We start from the raw sequence: 26474 nt of genomic DNA, 5'->3' as shown, positions 1-26474 counted from the left end.
GATGAGCACGCCCCTGCTGCAACAGAGCCACTATCTCGGGATCCGCCAGCAGCCCCTGCATCGGGTGCTCATCTATGCCCCGACCCTCATCTGGGTCACCCAGGGGAGCAAGCAACTGTGGTGGCGCGAGCGGCGTCTGTCGTTTGACAGGGAGCGCTGGCTGCTGATCCCGGCAGGCCACCAGCTCACCTTCGTCAATCAGCCGGAGCAGGGAAAATTTCGCTCCCACGCCATCACACTGCTCACCCCGCCGCCGCCAGAATGGCTGGCAGAGTCAGCCCCTTCCCACACCGATCTGGACGAACCTGCAGTCAAGGTCACCTCCGGGCTTACCTTCTGCTTCGAGCTCATCAGCACCATGGCCGAGCGGGGGCTGAGTGAAGCGACCCAAGCCGAACTGCTGCGCGGCTTCTATGCCGAGCTGCGGACCGCCAACGCCCTCGGGTTGCTCTTTCCCGCCAGCACCATGACCCTCGCAGAGCGGCTGGCACGCTACCTGGCGGTAGAACCCGGCATCGACCACACCCTGGAGGCGGTGGCCCCCCACTTCTCCATGAGTCGCGCCTCCATGGTGCGCAAGCTGTCCGCCGAAGGTCGCAGCTTTCGCCAGTTGCTGGCTCAGGTGCGCATGAGTCACGCCCTCAACCTGTTGCAACAGGGCCTCACCCCGCTGGAGGTCGCTCTCGCCTGCGGTTATGACTCCCCCAGCCGTTTTGCCGCCCGCTTCAAACAGGAGTTCGGCCTGACGCCCCACCAATATCTGCACACCTGCCCCACCAAACTGGCGAGCAATATCAAGTAAAAACATTACTAAATAATAATCTTATGTAACCTGATGTAACCCGGTGATCCCGCTCACATTGCCACCTCTTCAGAGTGTGATCTCGCGCCAGAGATCCCTTTCCCCTTGCCATACAATGGCTACTGAAAACCTTTTCACTAAAAATAAGCGTAAAAAGTCTTCTTTTTAACCTACAAAAATGGAATTGGAGCGAGAAATGTTTCGTAAAACTTTACTCTCGGTAGCCCTCAGCACCGCCCTGTTTGGACTGACTGCCTGCAACGACAACCAGACGGAAGAGAGCACCGTCGCCAAGCCGGAGCAGGCAACCCAATATCGGGACGTGATCGACCGCCGGGGAACGCCGACCCAATTCCGCGACTTTGACAGCTACTCCAACCTCAAATACAACCCGCTGCTCGATCTGGGGGCCTGGCACGGCTTCCTGCTGCCCGCCAAGGACAGTGAGTGGGGTGGCTTCACCGGCCCCATGGTGATCGCGGAGGAGTACAGCCTCTTCTTTGCCCGTGAGCTCGACAAGCTCACCCTGAGCGATGCGAGCGGCCGCCAGTTCCCGCTCACCAGCGCCTGCAAGCAGGAGGTGTACGCGATTCCGGGCGCACTGGTGCAACGCTTCGAGTTCGAGCCCTTTACGCTGGAGCTGGAGCTGCGTTATGGCGATGCCCGCACGGCGCTTATCCGCACCCGACTCATCAACCAGACCGATGCGCAGCTCTCCCTTAACCTCAACTGGCAGGGCGAGTTGCTCAACCAGTGGGATGCCGAGCACACCATCGCCGAGCAGTATCCTGACTGGACCCGTACCATCAGTCAGCACGAACAGGGGATCGAGTTCCAGTTCGGCAAACTGCGCAGCACCTGGAACATCATGCAGAGCGGCAGCGCCCGCTATCGCATCGACCGCACCCTGCCAAGCCGCACCACCCTCGACCAGAAGACGCTGGGCTACCAAAGCGAGGCCAGCATTACCCTGGCCGCCAAGGGGAGCGAGGATATCTATACCCTGCAGAGCTACCTCCACTCCGCAGATGACGCCAGCCGCTACCAGCAGAGCCGTCAAGCGCTGCTGGCCAACCCGGCCAACTATTTTGCCGACTCAATCCGCCGCTGGGAGGGCTACCTTGCCAACGGTCTCTCCAATCAGGGGATCCCCGAGTCGGAGCGTCGCATCGCCGTCAAGGCGATGGAGACTCTCAACGGCAACTGGCGATCCCCGGCTGGCGCCATCCTCCACGATGGGGTGACCCCCTCCAATACCGCCCGCTGGTTCGACGGCGTCTGGGCCTGGGACAGCTGGAAGCACGCCTACGCCATGGCCCACTTCAACCCGGAGGTGGCCAAGAACAACGTGCGCGCCATGTATGACTATCAGGTGCAACCGGATGATCCGGTTCGTCCGCAGGATGCAGGCATGGTGATCGACGCCGTCTTCTACAACAAGCAATCGGATCGCGGTGGCGATGGTGGCAACTGGAACGAGCGGGATACCAAACCGCCCCTCTCCGCCTGGGCCATCTGGGAAATCTACAGCGCCACCAAGGACAAGGCCTTTATCGCCGAGATGTATCCCAAGCTGCAGGCCTATCACGACTGGTGGTACCGCGCCCGGGACAACAACCGCAACGGCATCATCGAATATGGCGCCACCAAGCATGTGGAGCACAACGACGAGTACGGCAATATCACCTTCAAGGTGCAGTACGCCAACAGCACCCCGCCAGCCCTCACCAACGCCTGTACTGCCGAGGCTAAAAACTGGTTTGCCTGTAGCGGCATGCCGCTCTATCAACAAGTGTTGAACCTGGGCGGTTACAGCGACATGGATATTGGCGCCCAGCACGGCGCTGGCTGGGAGTCCGGCATGGACAACGCCGCCCGCTTCGGCTTTATCGAACCGGGCCAGCTGCAACGCTATGCCGACAAGACCTATGGCGGAGATCTGGCCAAGGCGCGTCAGGACTGGAACGTCGCCTTCTTTGAAAACCATCAGGACAATGGCGATTTGATCGGTTTCTCCATCGATCAGGAGTCGGTGGAGCTGAACGCCTTCCTCGCCAAGGAGAAGCGCATTCTGGCCGATATGGCCGACCTGCTTGGCAAACCGGATGAGGCAAGCCGCTACCGCGATGGCGCGACCCAACTGGCTGGCTACATCAACAGCTGTATGTTCGATGAGGCGTCAGGCTTCTATTACGATCGCCAGATTGGACAGGGGGATGTCGCTGACAGCAACGGTTGCATCGGCAAGTTGCTGACCGCCCGCGGCCGAGGCCCGGAAGGGTGGAGCCCGCTCTGGGCTGAAGTTGCCGACAAGGAGAAAGCGGCGCGGGTACGCGAAGTGATGCTCAACGCCCAAGAGTTCAACACCAAGATCCCGCTGGGCACCGCGGCGCTGACCAACCCGGCCTACGACCCCAATATCTACTGGCGCGGTCGGGTCTGGCTCGATCAGTTCTACTTCGGGGTGAAGGGGCTGGAAAACTACGGCTACCGCAGCGATGCCGAGGCACTGGTCAACAAGCTGTTCAACAACGCCGAAGGGCTGGCGGGCAGCGGCCCCATCCGCGAAAACTACAACCCGGAGACCGGTGCCATGCAGGGGGCCAGCAACTTCAGCTGGAGCTCTGCCCACCTCTACATGCTCTATCGCAACTTCCTCAAGCCACAGGAATAAGCCTAGAGGGAGGATGCACACACCCTTCGGCTTGATGCATCAGGTGGCCTTGTAGAGATTGAGCAAACTGAGCGCTCGGGAAATATTGCTCAAGCGCTTGCTGCACTCCCGCAAAAATGGTGATAGCGGGGGAATAAAAAACAACCCGGCACGAATGCCGGGTTGTTTTTTATCAGAGAGACGAACTCAGCTCTGGCCTTGCAGCGCCTGCTGCAACTCCTCTTCGGTCCAGATGGTGATACCGAGCTCCTGCGCCTTGGTCAGCTTGGAACCCGCCGCTTCCCCCGCCACCAGCACATCGGTTTTGGCCGAGACAGAGCCCGCCACCTTGGCACCCAGCGCCTGCAGCGCCGCCTTGGCGTCGTTGCGCGACAAGGTGGTCAGGGTGCCGGTCAGCACGAAGGTTTTGCCGGCAAAGGGTTGCTCCGCGGCCTCTTTCTTCTCGATGGCCGGCCAGTGGATACCGGCGGCCAGCAGGGCCTCCAGCACCTCCACGTTGTGCGGCTGACGCAAGAAGTAGTAGACATGCTTGGCCACCACCTCGCCCACATCGGCCACCGTCAGCAGTTGCTCCACCGAGGCGGCGCGCAGGGCATCCAAGGTGAGGAAGTGGTTGGCAAGATTGAGCGCAGTCGCCTCCCCTACTTCGCGGATCCCCAGTGCAAACAGGAAGCGCGGCAGGGTGGTGCTGCGGGCCGCATCGATGGCCGCTACCAGATTGAGGGCGGATTTTTGCCCCATCCGCTCAAGACCTGCCAGCTGGATAGCATTGAGGCTGAACAGATCGGCGGGGGTCTTCACCAACCCCTTGTCCACCAGCTGCTCGACAATCTTGTCGCCAAGGCCGTCCACGTCCATGGCGCGACGGGCGGCAAAGTGCTTGATCGCCTCCTTGCGCTGCGCCTCGCAGAACAGGCCGCCGGAGCAGCGGGTAACCGCCTCCCCTTCCAGCCGCTCGACCGCCGAGCCACAAACCGGACACTCGGTCGGGAAGAGGATCGCGCGGGCATCGCTTGGTCGCTGCGCCTCCACCACGGCGACGATCTGCGGGATCACATCCCCCGCCCGACGCACGATCACCGTATCGCCGATCATCACGCCAAGGCGCTCAATCTCGTCAGCATTGTGCAAGGTGGCGTTGGAGACGGTGACGCCGCCGACAAACACCGGTTTGAGCTTGGCCACCGGGGTAACGGCGCCGGTCCGACCGACCTGAAACTCGACGTTCTCAAGCTCTGTCATCTCCTCCTGAGCCGGGAACTTGTGGGCGGTGGCCCAACGCGGCGCGCGGGCCACAAAGCCCAGCTCCTCTTGCAGAGCGATGGCATCGACCTTGTAGACCACACCGTCGATCTCGTAAGGAAGCTCGCCACGACGGGCCAGAATATCGTCGTGGAACGCCTGACAACCGGCGGCCCCCTCTTTGAGTTTCACCTCGGGACTGAGCGGCAAGCCCCACGCTTTGAGCTGGTTGAGACGACCGAAGTGTGAATCACCCAACAGCTCGCCCCCCACCCCCACGCCATAGGCGTAAAAGCTTAGGGGACGGCTGGCGGTGATACGTGAATCGAGCTGACGCAGGCTGCCAGCGGCGGCATTGCGCGGGTTGACGAATACCTTCTCGCCCGCAGCCAACGCCTTGGCGTTCATCGCCTCAAAACCGGCCTTGGGCATAAAGACTTCGCCACGCACCTCCAGCCGGGCAGGCCAGCCATCGCCACGCAGCGCAAGCGGAATGGCCTTGATGGTACGTACGTTTTCGGTGATCTCCTCACCGGTGGCGCCATCGCCCCGGGTGGCCGCCTGCACCAGCTGACCATCCACATAGAGCAGGCTCACCGCCAGACCGTCGAGCTTGGGCTCGCAGCAGAAGGTGAAACGCACCTCACGCTTGAGGCGATCGCTCATCCGCTGCTCGAACGCCTGCAGCTCTTCACTGCTAAAGACGTTATCCAGACTGAGCATGGGGATCTCGTGGCGCACCTGACTGAACGCCGTCAACGGCTGGCCGCCGACCCGCACGCTGGGGGACGCCGGGGTTTTCAGCTCGGGGTGGTCGGCTTCCAGCGCAATCAGTTCGCGCATCAGGCGATCGTATTCGGCATCCGGCACTGTGGGGTTATCCAGCACATAGTACTGATGACCATATTCGGTAAGCAGTTCACACAATTGACGGTGGCGGGAGAGGGTTTCGCTCATGAAAAAGTCTCGAAGTGTGATTGAACATCCGGCCAGGGGTAGAAACAAAAATGCGGTACCAGGGTACCGCACTTTTTATTCATTCGACCCGCATGGCGTATTAGTCGCGACTGGCCTCGTAGGCAGCCAGTTCGTGACGGTAACGGGCAATGGTCTCGTCGCTCAGCGGGCTGCGATCCATGTCAGTCAACATGGCATCCAGATCACTGGCCAGCTGATCGGCAGCCTGCAGCATGTCCTCAAAGGCAAATGCGGCGTTGCCGCGCAGTGGCAGCTGCATGAACAGGGAGACACCCGGGGTAGAGAACTGCTCCATCCGGTACGGGTTGAAGGTGCCCGGCTTGACCATGTTGATCATGGAGAAGAGCACTTCACCCTTGCCGCTGGGATCTTCGTGACGGTGGAAAATATCCATCTCGCCAAACTTGAAGCCCAGCGCCATCAGGGAAGCGATCAGGGTAGCCCCTTGCAGCTCGTGACCAGGACGGCCCATCAGGTTGATGACATAGACATCCTGCCAGATCTTCTCGACCGGTTTGGGCGCCATGCGCGGCTCTTCCACTACGGGAGCAGGGGCAACATAGACCGGCTCTTCGTAAACAGGCTCGGGGGCCACATGACGGGGCTGCGGCTGGTATACCGGCTCGGCAGCGCGCACCGGCTCGACACGCACGCTTTCGCTGCGGGCACTCTCGGTACGTACAGCCTCGGTACGTACAGTCTCGACAGGGGCACCAAAGGTCGGGGCAGTCGCATAGGCGGGCTCGACCAGCGGCTCATCGTCCAGTGACTGCATCATGGGCTCACGCTGGGGACGGGAACGGTAGACCGGGGTACGACGATTTACCTGAGCAGGCTTGCGCACCGGCGCGGCGGGCGCCTCGTCAATCTCCTCGGGCAACGGTTCGTCGAACGCTTCCTCTTCTTCATAGACAGGAGGAGGCGGCGGAACCGGGCGGGCAGCAGGCTTGCGCACTACGGGCGGCGGCAGATCGTCCTCGTCATCTTCATCATCAAAGGCGGGGACGGCAGGGCGACGAGCGAGTTCCGGCTGGCGGCTCTCTTCGTTACGCAGCTTGGGCTCGGCGCGACGGCCACCAGTGACCACGCGTACCTGGCCGATGCCATCGCTGTCGAAGGCGTCGTTATCACGATCCCGCGACTTGGAGTCCATCCGTCCAATCGGTTTCTCTTTGATCGGTGCCTGACGATTCTTTTTGTTGCTCCACAACCCGTGAATGAGCAATGCCGCAATAGCAATACCGCCCAGGGCAACCAAGATGTAACGCAATTCCTGCATTAGCTGCTTCTCTTTCTAGTTTTGCTCAGCCAAAGCGACGGCTTCACCGATATCGACCGACACAATGCGAGAAACCCCGGGCTCTTGCATCGTGACGCCAACCAGCTGCTCAGCCATCTCCATGGAGACCTTATTATGACTGATGTAAACGAACTGTACTGTGCTCGACATCTCTTTGACAAGAGAACAGAAGCGACCGACGTTCACTTCATCGAGCGGTGCATCCACCTCATCCAGCAGACAAAAAGGTGCTGGATTGAGTCTGAAGATGGCAAAAACCAGCGCAAGCGCGGTTAACGCCTTCTCCCCCCCGGAAAGCAGGGCAATGGTAGCATTCTTCTTACCCGGAGGTCTCGCCATGATGCTCACTCCGGCCTCCAAAAGATCATCGGAGGTAAGCTCAAGCCAGGCACTGCCCCCACCGAACACTTTCGGAAACAGGGATTTTAAATCTTCGTTGACCTTATCGAAAGTATCCCGGAACCGTATTTGTGTCTCTTTATCAATTCTTTTAATGGCTTGGCTCAAGGTTTCCAGCGCTTGCTCGAGATCCTGGCACTGATTTTCGAGGTAGGTTGCCCGAGTTTTCGCCTCTTCGTATTCCGCCAGCGCCGCCAGGTTGATGGCGCCGAGCGCCTCCACTTGCGCCTCCAGGGTCTGGATCTCCTGCCGCAGTTTGCTCCGATCTGCGGCGATCAGCACCGCCTGATCGAGATCCACCAGCCGAACCCCCAGCTCTTCAAACTGCTCATGCAGCCCCTGTCGGCGGGTGAGGTTGCGTTCGCGCTCAAGGCGCAGGGTCGCCAGCTTCTCCTGCAACGTCACCAGCTGCTTGTGATCGGCGCTTCTGGCCTGCTCCAGCTCACTCAGCTGGCGCTCCAGCTCCGCAAGCCGTTGATGGCAGGCGAGTTGCTGCGCCTCCAGATTGCGCTGCTCGGCCAGCAGTGGCGCCAGATCCGGCACCGCTTCGCTATCCGGCCCTTTCAGCCCGGCCAGCTCCAGCCCGAGCCTCGCCAGCTCCTCTTCACCCAAAGTAATGAGTTGGCGCAGATTGCCCAGCTCCAGTTGCAAACGCTGGCAGGCCACTTGTTGCTGCTCGCGGCGCACACGGGCCTCGTCGACCGCCCGCTCGCACCGGGTTACCTGCTCCTGAGCAGCCTGCAACCCTTGCGTCAGCGGCTCCCCCTGCTCCTGCAACTCGGCAAGGCGCGCCTCATCAAGTTCCAGTTGTTCACGGGCGCTGGCCAGTCGCTCTGCCTCTTCGGCCTGCTCCTGATCGAGCCGGATCAGCTCTTCGCCGAGCTGGCCGAGCCGCTGCAACCGCTCCTGCCGCTGACCCTGTTGCAGGCTCCAGGCTTCGCGCAGTTGTTGCCATTTCTGCTCTTGCTCGCGCAAGGTTCGCTGCGACAACTCCTGCGCGCTGGCAAGCTGGGCACGCCGGGCATCGGCTGCGACAAGTTGCTCAATCAGCTGTGCCAGCCCCGCGGCAACCCTCTCCTGCTCGATGTGCAGCCGCTCGCGCTCCCCGAGCAGCGCCATGGTGCCGAGCGCCGCGCCCTGCCCCAGATCTGCCCAGTTTGGCCCCAGCCAGTCACCAGCAGGAGTCAGTACCGACTCACCGGCCGCAAGGCTCGGCTGGCGGACCAATGCGGCCTCCCGGCTCTCCACCAGCCAGATGGCATTGAGGAAGGCGGGAATGTGCTCACCGCCCAGTTGCGCCGCCAGCGTACCGGCAACCGCCGGTTGCGCCGGGCCAATCCAGAGTCCCTCTTGCGCCAGATTGCACTCATCCGCCGGGGTTGCGGTGAGCCAGCGACCCAGCACCTTGTCGAGCGCCGGTGCCCATGCGGGGGCAACGTGCAGCCGATCGGCCAGGGTCGCCCCCTCCATCTGCTCCCCGAGGATCTGATCCAGGGTCGCCAGCCGCGCCTCCAACTCCCGTTGCAGGCTCAACTGCTGGCCATGCTGCTGCTTGAGTTGTTCATGGGCATCGACTGCCTGCGCCAGCTGCTCGGTCAGCTCGCCGGTGGCAGCCCGCGTCAGCTCCAGCTCGCCACTCAAGGCATCGAGGGCCGGTTGCAGACCCTCAGCCTCTGTGCCGAGGGGGCCAGCGCGTTCATCTTCCAGTTTGAGGCGGGCCAGCCGGGTCTTGGCTTGCAGCTCCTGCAGGCCACCCAGCCGGGTGCGGGTCTGGTTGAGCTGGCCCTGCAACCCGGCCAACTGCTGTTGCCACTGCTGCTGGCGCAGGCGGGCCTGCTCCAGCCCCTCGCTGGCCTGCTGGCGGGCCTCCTGCTGCTCGGTGAGCAACTGCTCACACTGCTCCAGTCGGGCGCTCTCCTGCTCGGCGCGCAATACCCCTTCGGTCAGTTGATCCTGCTGGCTGGCAAGCTGCGCCTTGCGGGTGGCGATCCGCTCGCCCAGCGCCTGAGCACGGGCCTGCCAGTCGCGCCCCAGTTCACTCTGGTGCAGCTGCTGTTGTTCGAGACGGGCGATGGCTTGCCCGCCGAGAAAAATCTGTTGCTGACGGCTCGCCTGTTCGGCTTGCGCCTCTTGTCTGGCGACCGACAGGGTGACGTGGCGCCCCTCATCGGCGGTGCGCTTGGCATCGAGCGCCGCCAGCGCCTGCTCGGCCTGCGCCAGCTCGGTTTTGGCCTCGCCAAGGCGCGTCTCCAGCGCCCACAACTCGGAGCCAATCAGCTCGGCGCGGGCTGCGCGCGAACGACTCTTGAGCTGTTTGTAGCGCTCGGCGGTCTCGGCCTGGGCTTTGAGGTGGTCGAGGCGCGAGCCCAGCTCGCCGCGAATATCGCCGAGGCGCTCCAGATTCTCCTGGGTGTGGCGAATACGCTGCTCGGTCTCGCGGCGCCGTTCCTTATAGCGGGAAACCCCGGCAGCCTCTTCCATAAAGAGCTTGAGATCAGCGGGGCGCGACTCCACCAGTCGGCTGACAGTGCCCTGCTCGATGATGGCGTAGCTGCGGGGGCCAAGGCCGGTGCCGAGGAAGAGGTCGGTCACATCCTTGCGGCGGCACTTCTGGCCGTTGATTTGATAGTGGTTGGAGCCGTCGCGCAGCACTTCGCGGCGTACCGAGATCTCGGTAAAGCGGCCGAACTCGCCGGGCACCCGGTTATGGGGATTGTCGAACACCAGCTCGACCGAGGCGCGCCCGTGCGCACTGCGGTTGATGGAGCCGTTGAAGATGACATCAGTCATGTTCTCGCCGCGCAGATGGCGGGCGGAGCTCTCCCCCAGCACCCAACGCACCGCGTCGATGACGTTGGATTTGCCACAGCCGTTGGGGCCCACCACGGCAGTCATGTCTGCCGACAGTTCGATGCGGGTCGGCTCGACGAACGACTTGAAGCCGGCGAGTTTGATCAGTTTCAGACGCATGGCGACCTGTATCAGTGGCTAAATAAAGAGGAGGCGGGCAGGCGATTTTACCAAATCCAGACCCGGCTTTGTTTGTAATATGCAGGCATCATCCCCATCAATGCCCGGTTTTCAGCCACATCGGCAAGAAATAAGGAATAGTCGGCGACTTTACCAAATCAAAGGCTTGTTTGTAATATGCTGGCAGTTCTCCCATGCATAGATGGAGCTCACATGAGCCAATCACCCCATATGGTCAAAGATTCAATCAGCGGTGCAGACTACTTCCTGCGCGGGTTTTCCCTTATTCGCCAACCGGGCATCCGCACCTTTGTGCTGATCCCCCTGCTGGTCAACTTCGTGCTGTTTGCCGGGGCCTTCTATGCCCTGCTGCTGCAACTGGACGGCCTGTTCGCCTGGCTCCATCAGCAGATCCCCGCCTGGCTCGACTGGCTGGACTATCTGCTGTGGCCCATCGCCCTCATCACCATACTGGTGGTCTTCTCCTTTATCTTCAGCTCGGTCGCCAACTGGGTCGCAGCCCCCTTCAACGGCCTGCTGGCGGAGAAAGTGGAGCAGATCCTCACCGGCCAGCCCGCCAATGACAGCGGCATGCTGGATATCGTCAAGGATGTGCCGCGCACCTTCGGCCGTGAATGGACCAAGCTGAAGTACTACCTGCCCAAGGCCATCGGCTGCCTGATCCTGTTCCTGATCCCGGTGGTGGGCCAGACCCTGGCGCCGGTGCTCTGGTTCCTGTTCAGCGCCTGGATGATGGCTATCCAGTACGTCGACTATCCGTTCGACAACCACAAGATCGGCTTCATCACCATGCGCGATGCCTTGAAGCAACGCCGCGGCAAGTGCCTGAGCTTTGGCGCGTTGGTCACCCTCTTCTCCGCCATTCCGGTGGTTAACCTCTTCGTGATGCCGGTCGCCATCTGTGGCGCCACCGCCATGTGGGTCGATCACTACCGGCAGGAGCAGTTGGGGCGCTAACCCTTGAACATTGATTAGAAAAAGGCACCCGAAACGGTGCCTTTTTCGCATTTAGCATGAATTAAATTAATGCATGCATTCGATTGCTTGTCCCATATAACACGAGTTGGTAGGATGCGGGCCTTTCTCGTTCCCTGGGATATCTCATGTTACATGCACTCTTCTTGGTGGGCCTGGTGGCCGAAGGGATGACCGGCGCACTGGCTGCGGGTCGGCGACGGATGGATCTGTTTGGTGTGGTAATCATCGCCTCGGCGACGGCCATCGGTGGCGGTACCATTCGCGATGTGCTGCTGGGCCACTATCCGCTGCTCTGGATTGAGCATCCGGAATATGTGCTGCTGGTTGCCGCTGCTGCGATGGCGGGTGTGGTCTCCGCCCCCCTGATGCGCTATCTCGGCAAGCTGTTCATGGCCCTCGATGCCCTGGGACTGGTGGTCTTCTCTATCTTTGGCGCGGCCCGTGCACTGGATATGGGCCACGGCGCCGGTATTGCCTGCATCATGGCGGTGGTGACCGGGGTGTTTGGCGGGGTGCTGCGGGACCTGCTCTGCCAGCGCATTCCGCTGGTGTTTCGTCGCGAGCTCTATGCGGCCATTTCGCTGATCACCGCAGCGCTCTACTGTCTGGCGCTGGATCAGGGCTTGCCGACCAACTGGGCAGCGTTCGGTTCCATCGGGATCGGCTTTGTACTGCGACTGCTGGCGGTACGCTTCAAGTGGGGACTACCCACCTTCAACTATCAGTACGCCACCCACTGAGTACGCCAGTTTCTGGCCAGGTGGCATGAATTGCGAACAACAAAAAAGCGCCCGGGTGGCGCTTTTTTCATGGCTGTGCTGTTTGAGCAACCCAGTTACGGCTCAGTTAATCCCTTCCGAGCTGAAGAAGGTCGCCTTGTCGGCGATAAAGCGGATCTTGATGTTCTTCCCTTCCCCGCCCCAGAGGCAGCTGGTGGTGCCCAGCGCATCATCACAGCGCTCCGCCTTGCCCAGAATGGTGCTGGCCTCGGCGTAACTCATCCCCATCTTCAACTGGTCGTAATTTTCGCGGTTGAGCTTGCTGCAACCGGTCAACAACAGGGCGATCAGGCCGCCAATCACTATCTTTTTCATCGCTATCTCCTCACTGGTGGGAAGAGCTTGGCAGCTTGCCAACCCCTTTACCAGCTGCGGACCGGGCCGGTATCGAGGTGAACGAAGTTGTCACGGGGATAGTAACCGACCCCACCCACTTTGAGATTGAGGGCCGCCTTGCGCAGATGGGCCAGCTGTACGCCGGGGATCCGCACATCCACCGCCTGCCCCAGGGTGTGGTAGCTGTGCTTGGCCACGCCGCGGCTCTTGTGGCGCTTCTGACGATTGGTCGCCGGGGCGCGATAGCCGGAGATCAGCTGGATTTCGCTGCGCCGACCCAGTTTGTGCTGCAACAGGAACAGCTGATCAAACAGCTTCTTGTCGATGTTGAACACTTCGTTGCGCCGGTAATCGCGGAAGATGTGGTTGAGCTCGGCCAACCCGTCGCTCAGATAGTGGCCATTCTCCCAATAACTGGCACGCACCCGCTCGCCGGTATTGAGATTGAAGAAACTGAGTTCACGCCCGGTGGTACTGCGGCTTGCCAGTGCAGGGAAGGAGATCAGCGAGCTGCCCAGCAGGCAACCGGCTCCCAACAACAGGCGACGTCGACTTATCTCTTGTTCCAGCATAAGGGGTTCGTCCATCGCAGATTCAAGCGAAAATAGTTGTGAATAAGGTCACTGAGTGAATTTGATACAGGCGCTTGAAACTACCCTCCGGCGGGGGGCCCTGTCAAACCTCAATCGCCCATAGAAAAGCCCGGCACAGGCCGGGCTTTTCACTCTGTGGCAGGGATCACAGCAGGCGGCTCTGGAAGCTGACCCGATCAAATCCGTAGATGTCGTTGCGCAGTTGCTGGCGACCATTTTCGTCGATCCAGCTGCTCCAGTAGACGGTAAAGACCGGGATCGGCGTGGTGAGCGGCAACCATTTGGTCTGGCTCTCCTTGAGGATATTGGCCACCTTGTCCGGCTGATAGCGGGAATCTGCCAGCAACAGCTCGGCCAGATCGTCCGCATGTTCCACCCGGATGCAGCCCGAACTGAAGGCGCGCGCCCCCTGCTCGAACAGCGCCTTGCGCGGGGTGGAGTGCAGATAGATGGCGTCATTGTTGGGCAGGTAGAACTTGTAGCGACCCAGGGCATTGTGATCACCCGGTTTTTGCCGCAGGCGATAGGGGAAACCGGCGGCCAGCGCCTGATGCCACCCCTCTTCGGTGAACTGCACCGGGTTGCCCTCGCTATCGATCACCTCGAACTGCTCGCGATTGAGGTAGGCAGGATCACGGCCCAGCTTGGGCAGAATGTCCTTGCTCAGGATCGAGCGCGGCACATGCCAGGAGGGGTTGAGTACGATGGAGCGGATCTCGCTGGCCAGAATGGGGGTGGCCCGCTGCTCCTTGCCGACGATGACCCGGCTGGTGAACACCTCGCTGCCGGACTCCACCACACTCAGGCGGTAGTCGGGAATATTGACCAGTACGTAGCGGCCACTGGCGAGCTGATCCACCAGATCGCGGCGCCACAGGTTGCGCAGCAGCAAGCTGGCGCGCACCTGCGGGCCGGTATTGAGCCAGGAGCGGGTCTGGCGGCCGATGATACCGTCCGCGGTGAGGCCATGACGACGCTGGAACTGTTTGACGGCCTGCTCGGTATCGCCATCATAAATCAGGTCACCGTGGCTCGGGGCGCTGTCGCCCAGCTCGTTGAGCATGGCACGAAGCTGGCCCAGTGCAGCAGAGCTATCTCCGGCACGCAGGGTCGGCATATCGAGCGTCGGCCACTTGCTGGCCATCGGCATCGCCAGCAGCTTGTGTACTTTTGCCCGTACCGCTTCGTATTCCGCTACCTGGGGACGCAAGGATTTCACCTGAGTGAGCAGGTCCTCCTCGCTGGGTTTGTTTACCACGGGGCGGTTCAAATCGAGCTTGAGGGTCTTCATCTGCTCGCGAGAGACCAGATCCATCCCCCGCCAGGCATGCTGAAAACGGGCCAGTTTGGTAAATGCCTCGTCATAGATGGCACCCCGCTTGGCAGCCGGAGCCGCCTGCAGGCGTTTCCACAACGTGAAGAAATCGGGATGGAGTTGGGCCAATACAGCCTCTTGCAACTGTTGCTCCAACTCGATACGGGCCTGTTCGGCCTGACTGCCCTGATACCAGTCATGCCGGGTTTCGCTGGCAGCCATCACAACGTGTGATTCGGCTGCATGTACCACGCCGGCGGGCAAACATCCCAGCCACACCAGGTTGGCAAGAGCCAGCCAATACTTCATCCCCATGGACACCTCGAAACGGTTTATGCACTCTGTCAGACCTGATCAACAGGCCGCTCATGATGCGTGAATGGCGATCACTTTGCTAGTTCCCCGGGGCATAGCGTCGCCAGATAATGTCATACTCGTCGCTGGCCTTGAATTCCGCTAATGCCTGATTGAAATGCTGCAAAAATTGAGGGGACAGGCTGCGCTTGCTCATCATAAAAAAGCTTGGCGATTCATATACCACCATAGGGTGATAGGAGAATTGCCCCCCCATCCCCTCCTTGGCAAGCCCGCTGGGCGTGGCCAGCATGTCGCCAAGGAATCCGTCAATACGTCCCCGGGCCAGCTTCTCATAATTCTGCTTATCGCTCACCGCACTCACCTGCTTGGCATAACGCCCCAGCAAGGCCATCACCTCATCACCGTAGAAATACTCCTTGGTGATCCCCAGTGTGTAGCCCTTGGCAAGCCAGCTGGCGAGATCCTGCTCCTGATAGTTGCTGCCCTTGCGGACCCACAGCAAGGTCCGTCCCGGATTATAGGGGTCAGAGAAATAGGCATAACGGCTGCGCTCTTGGTTGATATTGGCCTCCATCGCCATATCAACCCCGCCGAACTCCATCTCCTGAAGCACCCGTTTCCATGGCAACTCCAGATAATCGATTTTGCAGCCCATTTTAGCCAGCACGGCAGAGAGCACCTCGGCCGCATAGCCGTGCACCTGCTTGGGCGAATCAGCATCGTGATAGTGATAGGGGGGCCAGTTATCGAAGCCAACCTTGATGGGGGTGGGACAGAGGCTGGCGGCAGAGGCGAGCGGAGCCCAGCAGACGAGCAGCCAGACATGGAATATCCACTTCATAAGTCATCCTTGACAGAAAGATGCGCCATCATAAAGCGGCACCTGCAAAATGGCGATAGAGCCCGCATCACAATACGTATCCGCAAGAATATGACGCTGCCAATAGCATGAGTCTGATTGCGATCTGGTATCGTCATGCCTGTGTCATCAGAGACTTATCTCTTGTTGGCATTATTAACAATAAAGAGCGCAATATTTGGAACCGAGGACAAAAGGGGTTAATATGTGACCAAATATTTTTTTGTGATCCACTATGCTTTTTTTGCAATTGGATTAGCATATGCGCGACATCAGCCTACCCATTTTTTGTCAGGCCTAGAGAGTGATATGACGTACAAAAAGTTCGGTTTTTTGACAGCCATTATGGCGTTAAGCGGTTTTTATCTTTACACCCTCTATCTGGCTGCTCACCCCAACGTGAGCCTGGCCTACAAGCTCTATTATCTGGAAGGCAAGACCCGCTTCTGGGAACACAACTCCAGCATGACCTATCAGCCGGGTAACGAGCTCAATCTGACCAAACCGAGCCGCTTCCTCTCCAGCGAAGGCTGGGCCAAGAAGCCGAGCGATGAAGGAACCCTGCTCACCGGTCAGGGCGGTCTCTATTTCGTGCTGCCCAAACAGTCGGCCAATCCGGATCAGCTCACCGTACACGCCCGCATCAACAGCCCGGAAGCCGGGGCCCTGTTGAAAGTGGCGCTGGGTCACGACTTCACCACCACGGTGAAGCTGGCCAAAGCGGGTATCAATGAAATCCGTCTCAGTCTGCCGGGTGACTCGCTCACTGCAGATCCCAAGCGCCCCAACTTTCTGGCGCTCTCGGCACCTACCCCCATCAATGTGCAGTCGGTGCGCTTGACCGTTGCCCAGTGAATCTTGACCCGAACACCATTTAATAAAAACAACTATCCCAAATAAGGACGTTCTTATGTCGCATCCAGATTTTCGACTCTCTCTGGTCGTTCCCGTTTACAACGAGGAAGAGAGCATCGATGCCTTCATCAACGCGATAGACAATGAACTCGCCCCGCTGAAAGACCAGCTTGAAATTGTATTCGTCAACGATGGCAGCCGTGACCGCACCCGTGAGGTGGTCGAGCAGGCCATCGCCCGCGACCCGCGCGTGACCCTGGTCAACCTGGCCCGCAACTTCGGCAAGGAAGCGGCAATGACCGCAGGCCTGCATCAGGCCAAAGGGGATGCCATCGTGCCGATGGACGTGGATCTGCAAGACCCGCCCGCCCTGATCCTGGAATTCGTCAAACTGTGGCAAACCGGTGACTATGACACCGTCTACGGCATCCGGGTCGATCGCAGCGCCGATACTCCGATGAAGCGCCTGACTGCCGGAGGTTTCTACCGTTTCTTCAACGCCCTCTCCACCAGCACCAAGCTGCCGGAGAATGCCGGTGACTTCCGCCTGATCGATCGCCGCGTGGTCGAGGCAATCAAGCAACTGCCCGAGCGCAACCGCTTCATGAAGGGTCTGTTCGCCTGGGCCGGTTTCCGTGCCGTTGGCGTCCCCTACGAGCGCCCTGCCCGTCACGCCGGTGAAACCAAGTTCAACTACTGGAAACTGTGGAACTTCGCCCTCGATGGTCTGCTCAGCTTCTCCAGCTGGCCGCTGCGAGTCTGGAGCTATGTGGGGGTAAGTGTCTCGCTGGTTGCCTTCCTCTACATCCTGAAAATCATCACTCAGGTGCTCTTCTTCGGCATCGACGTGCCCGGTTACGCCTCCCTGATGTCCGTGGTGCTGTTCCTCGGCGGTATCCAGCTGTTGTCGCTGGGCATCATCGGCGAGTACATCGGCCGCATGTTTGTGGAAGTGAAGCAGCGTCCCGTCTACCTCATCGAAGGTATCTATGGCGAGTACGCCAAGCGGGATGCCAATAAAAAGCCGGATGATGTAAAAGAACAGCAAGATAAGCAGGAGCAAGCGCCTCAATGATCTCCCGCGAGGAATTCTGGCGGCTGGTACGTTTCGGTTTTGTCGGCGGGGGGGCTACCCTCGTCGATCTTGGCACCTCCATCGCACTGTTTCATACCTGGCCAACCATCTCGGAGCATCTGGTTACCACGCTGGCTTTTGCCATCGCGTTCTGGTTCTCCTTCTTTGGTCACCGCTACATCACCTTCCAGAAGCAGGGAGCCGCCAGCAAGTTTCTGCTGGTCGCCCTCTTCTCGCTGGCGGTGCGTAACCTGATCCTGAGCGGCCTGCTGTTTGCGGGGCTCTCCGGTCTGCTGCCGGTGGTCATCGCCACCCTGACGGTTACCGTCCTCACTTACGTTCTCTCTCGCGTCTGGGTTTTTGCCTGATGAATGATATGACCAATACTGCCCCGCTAACCGGGGCTGCACTCCCCTATCGCCCGTCACTGCGCATCAGCGGTCGTGACTGGCTGATGATCATCGCCGCCTTCATGCTGAGCCGGGTAGCGCTGTATGGCATGGGCTACTTCGGTGTCCAGCTCTATGGCTCCCCCGACATCGGCCCGCTGCAGGCCTATTGCCAGTTTGACTGCGTCTGGTTCCAGCGCATCATCGAAAACGGCTACGACCTCTACCCGCGCTGGCTGAGCAAGGGCAATGCGGCCAACTGGGCCTTTATGCCGCTCTATCCGATGGTTTCCGGCGCCATCTCCAACCTGTTCAATGTCGAGAGCCTGATCGGCCTCATCATTGTGGCCAACGCCTCCTTCTTCGCCAGCCTGCCGCTGATGTTGCTGGTGTTGCGTCAGCTCAAGCTGGGGGATGATACCGCCCGCTTTGGCGTCTGGTTGCTCGCCTTCTCTCCCTTCTCCGCCTACTTCGTCTCCGGTTATACCGAGTCGACCTTTATGGCGCTGATGCTGGGGATGTTCCTGTTCGCCTATCGGGAGCAGTGGCTGATGGTTGCCCTGCTGGGGGTCTGTATCTCCGGTACCCGCAACCTGGGGGTGATGATGGTCTTCCCGGTGCTGATCCTGGCGCTGCAAGCCTACGGCTGGCGGGAGTTTTTCCGCTTCACCGAGCGGGCCTTCAAGGTGGTATTCACCCTCTGGATGATCCCCTTTGGCCTGTTTGCCTACATGCTCTACCTCTATCACCTGACCGGTGATGCGCTGGCATTCAAGCATATTCAGGTGGCCTGGGGTCGCTACATGGACAGCCCGCTGGACTGGTGGCTGAGCGGTTTCGAGCTGGGCGGTCGCAAGGCCTACCTCTCCATCATGGTGATCTTTGGCTGGTGCCTGAACCTCTATCTGTTCAGTCAGAAGCGCTGGGCCGAGGCGACTCTGATGTTCATCTGCTGCACCATTCCGCTGATGACCGGCCTCAACGCCATGCCGCGCTACATGTTCGGGCTCTACCCGACCCTGTTGGCCATCATTCTGCTGACCCATCGCTGGCCCGCCATCCGTCCTGCGGTACTCTGCATCAGCGGCATGGTTGCCTCCTTCATCGCGGTGGCCTTCGTCAACTTCAAGTTCTTCACCGTCTGATGTGACGACGATGCCTGACACCCCAAATGCCGGTCACCTGACCGGCATTTTTTATCCCCAGATTCATCTCACTCCCGTCTCCGTCACACTTTCCACGGCTTGAAAACGTAACCATTTGCACTGAGTTCACAAATCGGTATTTTGCCGATCCAACAGTGCCTTATGGCCTCCTAGAATGGGCCCTTGTCCGAACTGCCCTGCTCAAGGAATGGCTTATGCGTCGCGCTCCCCTTTTATCCCCCCTCTGGCTTGCCTTGCTGGCAGCCCCGCTGTTCACCCAACAGGCGATAGCCGCCCCCGAGGTTCACCTCTATGTGGATGGTCAACCGGTGGCGACCCCGATCGTGCTGGACAAGGGCACGGTGGAGCTGACCCATACGCTCGCCAAGGGGAGCCACCAGATCCGCATCAGCGACGCAGGCAACAGTTGTGGCACCAGCTTTGGCCCGAGCGAGAGCAAACCGCTTCCCTTCGGCACCGCCCAGCCGATGGACAAGTGCAGCAAGGATCAGAGCTTTAACCTGCGGGTGATGCTGGCAGGGGAGTATCAGTTCACCTTCAACCCTGATACCCCCAGCCTCAAGGTGCTGCGGGCGACCAAAAAGAGCGAGTTCAAGCGCCAGCCGCCAGAGGAGCCCTGCATCAGCTGGGATGGCGGCCCGGTCACGGTATCCTTGCAAGGGGTCTGGCCCGACGGCACCCGGCTGCGGGATGGCTACTCAAAACAAGAGGCGGTAGTCAAACAGGGCAAACTGACTCTGACCCCGAGTAAAGAGAGCGGCGGCCTGCTGCTGCTCGAACCGGTCAAGGCAGCCAAGCAAGCACCTTTCAGCTGGGATCAGGCGAGCGTCTATTTCTTGCTAACCGATCGCTTCCACAACGGCGATCCTGCCAACGATCACAGCTTCGGCCGCCAGAAGGATGGGCAGGATGAGGTGGCAACCTGGCACGGCGGCGATTTTAAAGGGCTGACCGAGAAGCTCGACTACATCAAGAGCCTCGGCATGAATGCCATCTGGATCACTCCCATGGTGGAGCAGGTGCACGGTTTTATCGGCGGTGGCGAGCAGGGCAACTTCCCCTTCTACGCCTACCACGGCTACTGGGCGCTCGACTTCACCAAGATTGACCCCAACTACGGCGATGAAGAGAGCCTGAAGACGCTAGTGGACGAAGCCCACAAGCGCGGCATGCGGATCATCCTCGACGTGGTGATGAACCACGCCGGTTACGCCACCCTCGCCGATCTGCAGGATCTGGGGCTCACCGAGCTGACCCAGAACACAGCCAAACTGCCGACCACCTGGAACCAGTGGCGCCCGAGCGGCGGCCTCAACTGGCATGGCTACAACCAGTTCATCGACTATCAATCGCCAGCGTGGAACAAGTGGTGGAGCGGTGACTGGGTGCGCGCCGGTCTGCCCGGCTACCCACAGCCCGGCACCGACGATGTCACCGGCTCGGTGGCGGGGCTACCGGACTTCCTCACCGAATCGACCAAACCGGTAGGGTTGCCGCTGCTGCTGGCGGCGAAAAAAGATACCAGGGCCAAGGCGTTGCCCAACGCGACCGTTAGTGACTATCTCATCGCTTGGCACACCGACTGGGTGCGCCGCTTCGGCATCGACGGTTTTCGGGCCGACACCGTCAAACATCTGGAGCCCAAGGTGTGGGCCAAGCTCAAACAGGCGGGCACCACTGCGCTCAAGGAGTGGAAGACCGCCAACCCGGAGAAGGCACTCGACGATCTGCCCTTCTACATGGTGGGCGAGGTGTGGGATCACGGGGTGGCCAAGGATTTCTGGTATCAGAACGGTTTCGATTCGCTGATCAACTTCGACTATCAGCGCGAGTTCGCCCTGCCCCAGGCCCAGTGCATGGCGGGAGCCGAGCCAACCTATGCCAGCTACGCCAGCCGCATCAATCAAGATCCCGAGTTCAACGTGCTGAGCTACATCAGCTCCCACGACACCAAGTTGTTCTTTGGCGACTATCAAGATGTGTCGCTGCAGCGCCGGGTCGCTAACAGCTTTATGCTGCTGCCGGGCGGCATCCAGCTCTACTACGGCGATGAGTCCGGCCGCGGGCTGGCCAAGGATGGCGGGGTGTTCGATCAGGCACTGCGCTCCGACATGAACTGGCAGGATCTGGCTAGCGGAGACAAGGCTGAGCTGGTCAAACACTGGCAGCAATTGGGCCAGTTCCGCGCCGCCCATCCGGCCATTGCGGCAGGCAGCCATAAGAAACTCTCGGATGCTCCCTACGCCTTCGTGCGGGAGAAGGGGGATGACAAGGTGGTGGTGGTCTTTGCCGGTCGGCAGAAGTAACCCCGAAGCCACCTTCACCAGCAACATAAAGGGGAGCCACTGGCTCCCCTCTCTCGTTTATCCATCTGCCACGACTCACTGTGACTGGCGCGCCGCCACCGGCCACTGCAACCGCGCCTTGACCAACATCTCTTGCCACAGGGGCCAGGCCAGCAGCGCCTGCTGATAGGCTCCGGCCTGACCGGGCAGCACGATGCCGTAGCTGGCCAGCCGGTAGGCCATTACGGCATAGAAGGCGTCGACAATGCCCGCCTCGCCAAAGTAGAAGGGGCCCCGCGCCTGCGACCAGATCTCCTGCAAACGGGCCAGCTCACCGACCGCCGCCACCGGGGGATCGATACGGGTTGGCGCCCCAAGAAAGAAGGGGAGCAGAGAACGGATCTGCCGAAATCCCGCGTGTAGCTCGGCGCAGAGACTGCGGGCCAGCGCCCGCTCGACCAGCGAAACCGGATAGAGCTGACGGTCGGGAGAGAGTTCGTGAACATATTCGGCGATGGCCAGCGAGTCGTGGACCCGCACCCCGTCATGCTCCAGCCAGGGCACCAGACCCGCCGGTGCCAGCCGCTTGAGTCGCGCCAGCGACTTGTCATCCTCCAGATCGAACACCTGCTCCTGCCACGTCAACCCGCTCATGGCGAGGACCAGTGCCGCCCGCATCGCCCAGGTGGAGCCGGTGCCCACCGCCAATACCAAGGATTTCATCTCTTGCCTCCTGCATGAGTTGCCTGCGCCCAGCCGATCTGCCCTGATGGCAACACATCCGATGGTCGCTTCACATTTGCGCACCGGCGGGTTTGACCCTCTTGGTGAGCGATGCTAGTTTGATTTTTCAAAACAATCAGTTAGCAACAATGTGAGCCATTAACCGAAATATGGACAGCCAATTTACCATCGTCATCGCAGATGACCATCCCCTGTTTCGGGGCGCCCTCTACCAAGCGGTGCACATGGCCATCAACGACGCCCAACTGCTGGAAGCTGACTCCATCGACAGCCTGACCAGTCTGCTGGGGGAGCACCCCGAAGTTGACCTGCTGCTGCTCGATCTCAAGATGCCGGGGGCCAATGGCTTCGAGGGGCTGGCCCACCTGCGCGGCCAATATCCCGACCTGCCTATCGTGGTGGTCTCAGCCTCGGAAGATGCGGCCATCATCCAGCAGGTGTTGCGGCTCGGGGCGCTCGGCTTCATTCCCAAATCGGTGCCGATGAAGGAGCTGGTCAACGCCCTCAATACGGTGATCGGGGGGGATAACTGGGTGCCGGAAGGCATCTCGCTCCATCCCGAATCGGAAGATGGCCCCGATTTCGCCAGCAAGCTGGCCAGCCTCACCCCACAGCAGTACAAGGTGCTGATCATGCTGCGCGACGGCAGCCTCAACAAGCAGATCGCTTGGGAGCTCAACGTCTCCGAGGCCACCATCAAGGCGCATATCACCGCCATCTTCCGCAAGCTCGGGGTCAAGAACCGCACTCAGGCAGTCATCGCCCTGCAACAGCTCGATATCAAGGAGAGCTGAGCCCTCCCATCAGGTCCATATCACCACAACCTTTCGCAAGCTCGGGGTCAAGAACCGCACTCAGGCAGTCATCGCCCTGCAACAGCTCGATATCAAGGAGAGCTGAAACCCGCGCGCAGTGACACGCGCGAGACGATATAGCCAGCCATGCTGGCTATTTGTTGCTCGACAATTAGCACGATCGTACTTTATGCTGCCAGCGCCAACGAGGAGAGAAGGATGAGCAAAGGGCGCCTGACCCGGGAAAACATTTTGCAGACTGCCTTTGAGCAGGCGAGCCAGCAAGGGCTGGAGAGCCTGACCATAGGCTCGCTGGCCAGCGCCTGCGAAATGTCGAAAAGCGGCCTGTTTGCCCACTTTCAATCCCGCGACAATCTGCAGATCGCCGTGCTGGAGTACGCCGCCGAAGTGTTTCGGCTGCGGGTGATCCAGCCGGTACGCAAGCAGGAGCACCAGAGCCAGCACGACAAGCTGATCGCCCTGCTGCGCGCCTGGCAGGCGTGGAACCACTGCTTTGCCGGACGCTGCATGTTTCTCGATGCCTGGACCTCGGCGCAGGATGGCCATGAACAGAAGAGCCAGGTGCAGCAAGCCGCCCGGCAACTGGTGCGCTTCTGGCTCGACTATCTGGCCCGTCAGGTGGTGCAGGGGCAGGCCGCTGGTGAGTGGCGACGGGAGATGGATCCCTGGCGCGCCGTTTACCGTCTCTATGGCCTCTATCTGGCGGATCAGGTGTTCAACGATCTCGAACTGTGTCAGGATCCGGCCCGCCACTTCTGGCCCGAGGTGGACGCTCTGCTGAGCAGCTGGCGCTGATGTTTTGGCATCCGTTCAACACGAACTTTTAAAAACCGATAAAAAAGCACGACCGTTCGCACATAAAAACCACAGGATGACCATGAGCAGCAAGATCTACTTCAACACCCGCCGCTTCAGCCCGAGCAAATGGCTGCTGGGGATCGGCACCCGGTTGCACCACAGACTCGCCCCCAGCCATGCCAAGCGCACCGCCAGCAAGTTGCTGCTCACCCCCCAGCGCAACCAGCGGGATGGCAGCGAACCTGCCGGTCTGGTGAAACAGGCCGTCAATACCAGCGAAGGGGCAGTGATGAGCTATCGGCTCGGTCAGGGGCCGCTGTGGCTGCTGATGCACGGCTGGTCCGGCAGCGCCAGCCAGTTCTATCCGTTGATGAGCCATATCGCCGCGCAGGGTTTCACCGCCATTGCCTACGATCATCCGGCCCACGGCCATAGTGCAGGCAACACCGGCCATCTGCCCCGCTTCGTACGCGCCTTTGACGAGCTGGCGACCCAGTTGGCCAGCGAAGTAGGTCCGCTGCACGGGGTCATCGCCCACAGCATGGGGGGCGCCGTCACACTCTCCAGCCGTCAGCCTAGTATCGATACCCTGCCGCTGCTGTTGATTTCGCCGGTGCTCGACTATGTGCCCCAGCTCTACGGCATGGTGGCGCGCTCCGGCTACTCCATCCGGTTGTTCGATGCGGTGGTCAAGGATATTGAGCAGGAGTACCAGCACCCCTTGAGCACGGTCGACCCGCTGGGCCGACTCGCCAATCGCAGCGGCGCGGCGATGATTGTGCATGACGAGGAGGACAGGTTTGCCCCTCATGACGACTCCCTGCGGGCCAGCCAGGATGGTCATACCCGGCTGGTGAGCACCCGGGGACTGGGCCACGGTCGCATCCTCGCCAGCGCCCCGGTCTTTGCCGCCTTCGATCAGCTGGCGCGGCCGGAAAATCCTCATCGCGCCCTTTGACAGGGGGCCATGAAAAAAACGGGCGAGCGCCCGTTTTTATATTTGATACAGCGCCTTATAGTTAACTTGTCAGTGGGAACGCCCCTCTCGGGCCAACAATAAGGCGCCAGCATATGGCCAGACCCAATACAGCGTTGTTGCTCACCGGTGGCGGTGCTCGCGCCGCCTATCAGGTCGGCGCCCTCAAGGCGATTGCGGAGCTCTACCCGCGCAATCTCGGCATCCCCTTTCCCATCCTGTGCGGCACCTCGGCAGGGGCCATCAATGTCACTGCGCTGGCCTGCTACGCCTCCTGCTTTCATCTGGGGGTGCGCAAGCTGGAGTGGGTCTGGCGCCGCTTCGAGACTCACCACATCTTCGATTTTCACCCCGGTCGACTGCTGTGGCGGTTGATGTACGAGGGGTCAGCGGGGCTGATCAATCCTCACACCAACCACGCCTTTCACCTCTTTGACAACGCGCCGCTGCACCGCCTGCTGGATCAGCTCATCGACTATCACCGCATCGATGACAACATCCTCTACGGCAGTCTGGAGGCGCTGGCCATCACGGCGTCGGATTACGATGACGGTCTCTCCACCACCTTCTTCCAGGGGCGGGCCGACCACCATCCGTGGGAGCGGGCAAGACGGCGCGGGGTACGCACCCTTCTTACATCGGAGCACCTGCTCGCCTCCTCGGCGCTCCCCTTCGTCTTTCCGGCCACCCGGATCGGTGAGAAGTTCTACGGCGACGGCTCCATCCACCAGCTGAGCCCGCTCAGCCCCGCCATCCATCTGGGGGCGGAGCGGATCCTGCTGATCACCCTCGATCCACCTGAGCACTCGGCGCCGACCCATCACCATGGCCACCTCACCAGCTCCAATATCGCCAGCCATCTGCTCGATACGGTCTTTACCGACACCCTCAACTCCGATCTGGAACGGCTGTGGCGCATCAACCAGACCCTGGACCTGATCTCGGAGCGGGAGCGCAACCGCCTGCAACTGAAACGGGTGGATACCTGCGTGCTGAAGCCGAGTCAGGATCTCGACACCATGGCGCTGGCCTATCTGCGCAAGCTGCCACTGCAGTTGCGCCGCCTGTTGCGGGTGCTCGGGGTCAAGGGGGATGAGACCAGCAGTCTGGCCAGCTTTTTGATGTTCTATCCGGGTTACTGCCAGCAGCTGATCAAGCTGGGCTATCAGGACACTCTCAGGGAGCGGGAGCGGGTCGCCGCCTTCCTCGATATCGAAGGGCTACCAAAAGAGCGTGAGTAAAGGGGCGCGGCCGATGAGTGCGAGGGGACTCAGTGCCCCTCCAGCAGACGCTGCTCCGCCTGCTCCATCGCCACCACGGTACCAAACAGGATCAGCCGATCGCCAGCCGCCAGCACCAGCTCGGGTCTGGGCTCCAGACTCTGATCCCCGCGCTGCACCTCCTTGATCCGCACCTCATCGAGCGGCAGCTCTCTCAATTCATGGCCTACCGCCCACGCCTGATCGTGCAGCAACAGCGGGTGGAGACGTTCGAGCAGCTGATCCGCCTCCAGATTGCTGGCGCTCTGATCCCCCCAGTAGAAGCCGTGCAGGAAGCGATACTGGCTGCTGCGCTCCAGCTCCATCCGCCGGATCACCCGGCCGATAGGAATATCGCAGTTGAGCAGCAGGTGGGAGACCAGCATCAGGGCCCCCTCTTGGGATTCGGGGATCACCTCAAACGCCCCCGCCTGCTTGTACTGCTCCAGAAAACTGTCATCCCGGGTGCGCACCAATACCTTGAGCTCCCCCGCCAGTTCGCGGATCAGCGCCAGCATCGCCTCCACCCGCTTGCGATCATCGAAGGT

At 60.6% G+C, this 26474-nt stretch carries 22 protein-coding genes and 1 pseudogene; 14 read left to right on the top strand and 9 right to left on the bottom strand.

The window, feature by feature from the left end:
• Position 1: 1 nt before the first annotated feature.
• The gene (locus LD28_RS0106190) at positions 2-802 is read left to right on the top strand and encodes a helix-turn-helix transcriptional regulator (RefSeq protein ID WP_033136128.1); all 801 of its coding nucleotides are present in this window, start codon (positions 2-4) and stop codon (positions 800-802) included.
• 196 nt (positions 803-998) lie between these two features.
• On the top strand, positions 999-3476 hold the full coding sequence (gene ygjK, locus LD28_RS0106185; protein WP_033136127.1) for an alpha-glucosidase: 2478 nt from the start codon (positions 999-1001) through the stop codon (positions 3474-3476).
• 186 nt (positions 3477-3662) lie between these two features.
• On the opposite strand, the gene ligA is transcribed toward ygjK, so the two are convergent.
• The 3 genes from ligA to LD28_RS0106170 all read right to left on the bottom strand — a co-directional run bounded on the left by ligA (position 3663) and on the right by LD28_RS0106170 (position 10365).
• Positions 3663-5675, bottom strand: coding sequence for an NAD-dependent DNA ligase LigA (ligA, locus tag LD28_RS0106180; protein WP_033136126.1), 2013 nt, complete (start codon positions 5673-5675; stop codon positions 3663-3665).
• 100 nt (positions 5676-5775) lie between these two features.
• The gene (gene zipA, locus LD28_RS0106175) at positions 5776-6975 is read right to left on the bottom strand and encodes a cell division protein ZipA (RefSeq protein ID WP_033136125.1); all 1200 of its coding nucleotides are present in this window, start codon (positions 6973-6975) and stop codon (positions 5776-5778) included.
• 15 nt (positions 6976-6990) lie between these two features.
• Entirely contained in the window at positions 6991-10365 is a 3375-nt protein-coding gene (locus tag LD28_RS0106170; protein WP_033136124.1) for an AAA family ATPase, read from the bottom strand.
• Positions 10366-10578: 213 nt separating this feature from the next.
• On the opposite strand from LD28_RS0106170, the gene cysZ reads away from it, so the two are divergent.
• Together cysZ and LD28_RS0106160 are read left to right on the top strand one after the other, a co-directional pair.
• Positions 10579-11343 (top strand): sulfate transporter CysZ, encoded by a 765-nt coding sequence (gene cysZ / locus LD28_RS0106165; protein ID WP_033136123.1) that lies wholly within the window; start codon positions 10579-10581, stop codon positions 11341-11343.
• Between the two features lie 146 nt (positions 11344-11489).
• The gene (locus LD28_RS0106160) at positions 11490-12104 is read left to right on the top strand and encodes a trimeric intracellular cation channel family protein (protein WP_005338456.1); all 615 of its coding nucleotides are present in this window, start codon (positions 11490-11492) and stop codon (positions 12102-12104) included.
• Positions 12105-12206: 102 nt separating this feature from the next.
• Here the strand turns inward: LD28_RS0106160 and LD28_RS0106155 are convergent, their stop codons facing one another.
• The 4 genes from LD28_RS0106155 to LD28_RS0106140 form a co-directional block, all read right to left on the bottom strand.
• Positions 12207-12458, bottom strand: coding sequence for a lipoprotein (locus tag LD28_RS0106155; protein WP_005338457.1), 252 nt, complete (start codon positions 12456-12458; stop codon positions 12207-12209).
• A gap of 47 nt (positions 12459-12505) precedes the next feature.
• Complete coding sequence (gene mepK, locus LD28_RS0106150; RefSeq protein ID WP_033136140.1) at positions 12506-13051, bottom strand: peptidoglycan L,D-endopeptidase MepK; 546 nt, start codon at positions 13049-13051, stop codon at positions 12506-12508.
• 166 nt (positions 13052-13217) lie between these two features.
• Positions 13218-14702, bottom strand: coding sequence for a L,D-transpeptidase family protein (locus tag LD28_RS0106145; RefSeq protein WP_033136122.1), 1485 nt, complete (start codon positions 14700-14702; stop codon positions 13218-13220).
• A gap of 79 nt (positions 14703-14781) precedes the next feature.
• Complete coding sequence (locus LD28_RS0106140; protein WP_033136121.1) at positions 14782-15546, bottom strand: substrate-binding periplasmic protein; 765 nt, start codon at positions 15544-15546, stop codon at positions 14782-14784.
• 327 nt (positions 15547-15873) lie between these two features.
• Between LD28_RS0106140 and LD28_RS0106135 the strand changes: the two genes are divergently transcribed.
• The 5 genes from LD28_RS0106135 (at position 15874) to LD28_RS0106115 (ending at position 21355) form a co-directional block, all read left to right on the top strand.
• The gene (locus LD28_RS0106135; protein WP_033136120.1) at positions 15874-16419 is read left to right on the top strand and encodes a hypothetical protein; all 546 of its coding nucleotides are present in this window, start codon (positions 15874-15876) and stop codon (positions 16417-16419) included.
• Between the two features lie 55 nt (positions 16420-16474).
• On the top strand, positions 16475-17494 hold the full coding sequence (locus LD28_RS0106130) for a glycosyltransferase family 2 protein (protein ID WP_033136119.1): 1020 nt from the start codon (positions 16475-16477) through the stop codon (positions 17492-17494).
• Positions 17491-17862 (top strand): GtrA family protein, encoded by a 372-nt coding sequence (locus tag LD28_RS0106125; RefSeq protein WP_005338463.1) that lies wholly within the window; start codon positions 17491-17493, stop codon positions 17860-17862. Before LD28_RS0106130 ends, LD28_RS0106125 begins: the two co-directional genes overlap by 4 nt.
• Complete coding sequence (locus LD28_RS0106120; protein ID WP_033136118.1) at positions 17862-19028, top strand: hypothetical protein; 1167 nt, start codon at positions 17862-17864, stop codon at positions 19026-19028. The genes LD28_RS0106125 and LD28_RS0106120 overlap by 1 nt, the downstream gene beginning before the upstream one ends.
• 215 nt (positions 19029-19243) lie before the next feature.
• Positions 19244-21355, top strand: a complete 2112-nt coding sequence (locus LD28_RS0106115) for an alpha-amylase (RefSeq protein WP_033136117.1) — start codon at positions 19244-19246, stop codon at positions 21353-21355.
• Positions 21356-21430: 75 nt separating this feature from the next.
• On the opposite strand, the gene LD28_RS0106110 is transcribed toward LD28_RS0106115, so the two are convergent.
• Positions 21431-22057, bottom strand: a complete 627-nt coding sequence (locus tag LD28_RS0106110; RefSeq protein ID WP_033136116.1) for a glutathione S-transferase — start codon at positions 22055-22057, stop codon at positions 21431-21433.
• Between the two features lie 170 nt (positions 22058-22227).
• On the opposite strand from LD28_RS0106110, the gene LD28_RS0106105 reads away from it, so the two are divergent.
• The 5 genes and pseudogenes from LD28_RS0106105 to LD28_RS0106090 all read left to right on the top strand — a co-directional run bounded on the left by LD28_RS0106105 (position 22228) and on the right by LD28_RS0106090 (position 25908).
• Entirely contained in the window at positions 22228-22872 is a 645-nt protein-coding gene (locus LD28_RS0106105) for a response regulator (RefSeq protein WP_005338467.1), read from the top strand.
• 13 nt (positions 22873-22885) lie between these two features.
• Positions 22886-22978 (top strand): annotated as a pseudogene (locus LD28_RS24000) (DNA-binding response regulator); the annotation flags it as partial.
• 113 nt (positions 22979-23091) lie between these two features.
• On the top strand, positions 23092-23688 hold the full coding sequence (locus LD28_RS0106100) for a TetR/AcrR family transcriptional regulator (RefSeq protein WP_033136115.1): 597 nt from the start codon (positions 23092-23094) through the stop codon (positions 23686-23688).
• 82 nt (positions 23689-23770) lie between these two features.
• On the top strand, positions 23771-24649 hold the full coding sequence (locus LD28_RS0106095) for an alpha/beta hydrolase (RefSeq protein ID WP_033136114.1): 879 nt from the start codon (positions 23771-23773) through the stop codon (positions 24647-24649).
• 113 nt (positions 24650-24762) lie between these two features.
• Positions 24763-25908 carry a patatin-like phospholipase family protein gene (locus LD28_RS0106090; RefSeq protein WP_033136113.1) on the top strand — a complete coding sequence of 382 codons (1146 nt, stop codon included), beginning with the start codon at positions 24763-24765 and terminating at the stop codon, positions 25906-25908.
• 29 nt (positions 25909-25937) lie between these two features.
• Here LD28_RS0106090 and LD28_RS0106085 read toward each other — a convergent pair.
• On the bottom strand, positions 25938-26474 hold a 537-nt coding region (locus LD28_RS0106085; protein ID WP_033136112.1), incomplete at its 5' end, for a TrkA C-terminal domain-containing protein.

This window comes from Aeromonas finlandensis (assembly GCF_000764645.1).
In the GTDB taxonomy this organism is placed as follows: domain Bacteria; phylum Pseudomonadota; class Gammaproteobacteria; order Enterobacterales; family Aeromonadaceae; genus Aeromonas; species Aeromonas finlandensis.
The sequence above is the reverse complement of the archived record's forward strand: the minus strand, read 5'-3'. Positions and strand labels throughout refer to the sequence as shown.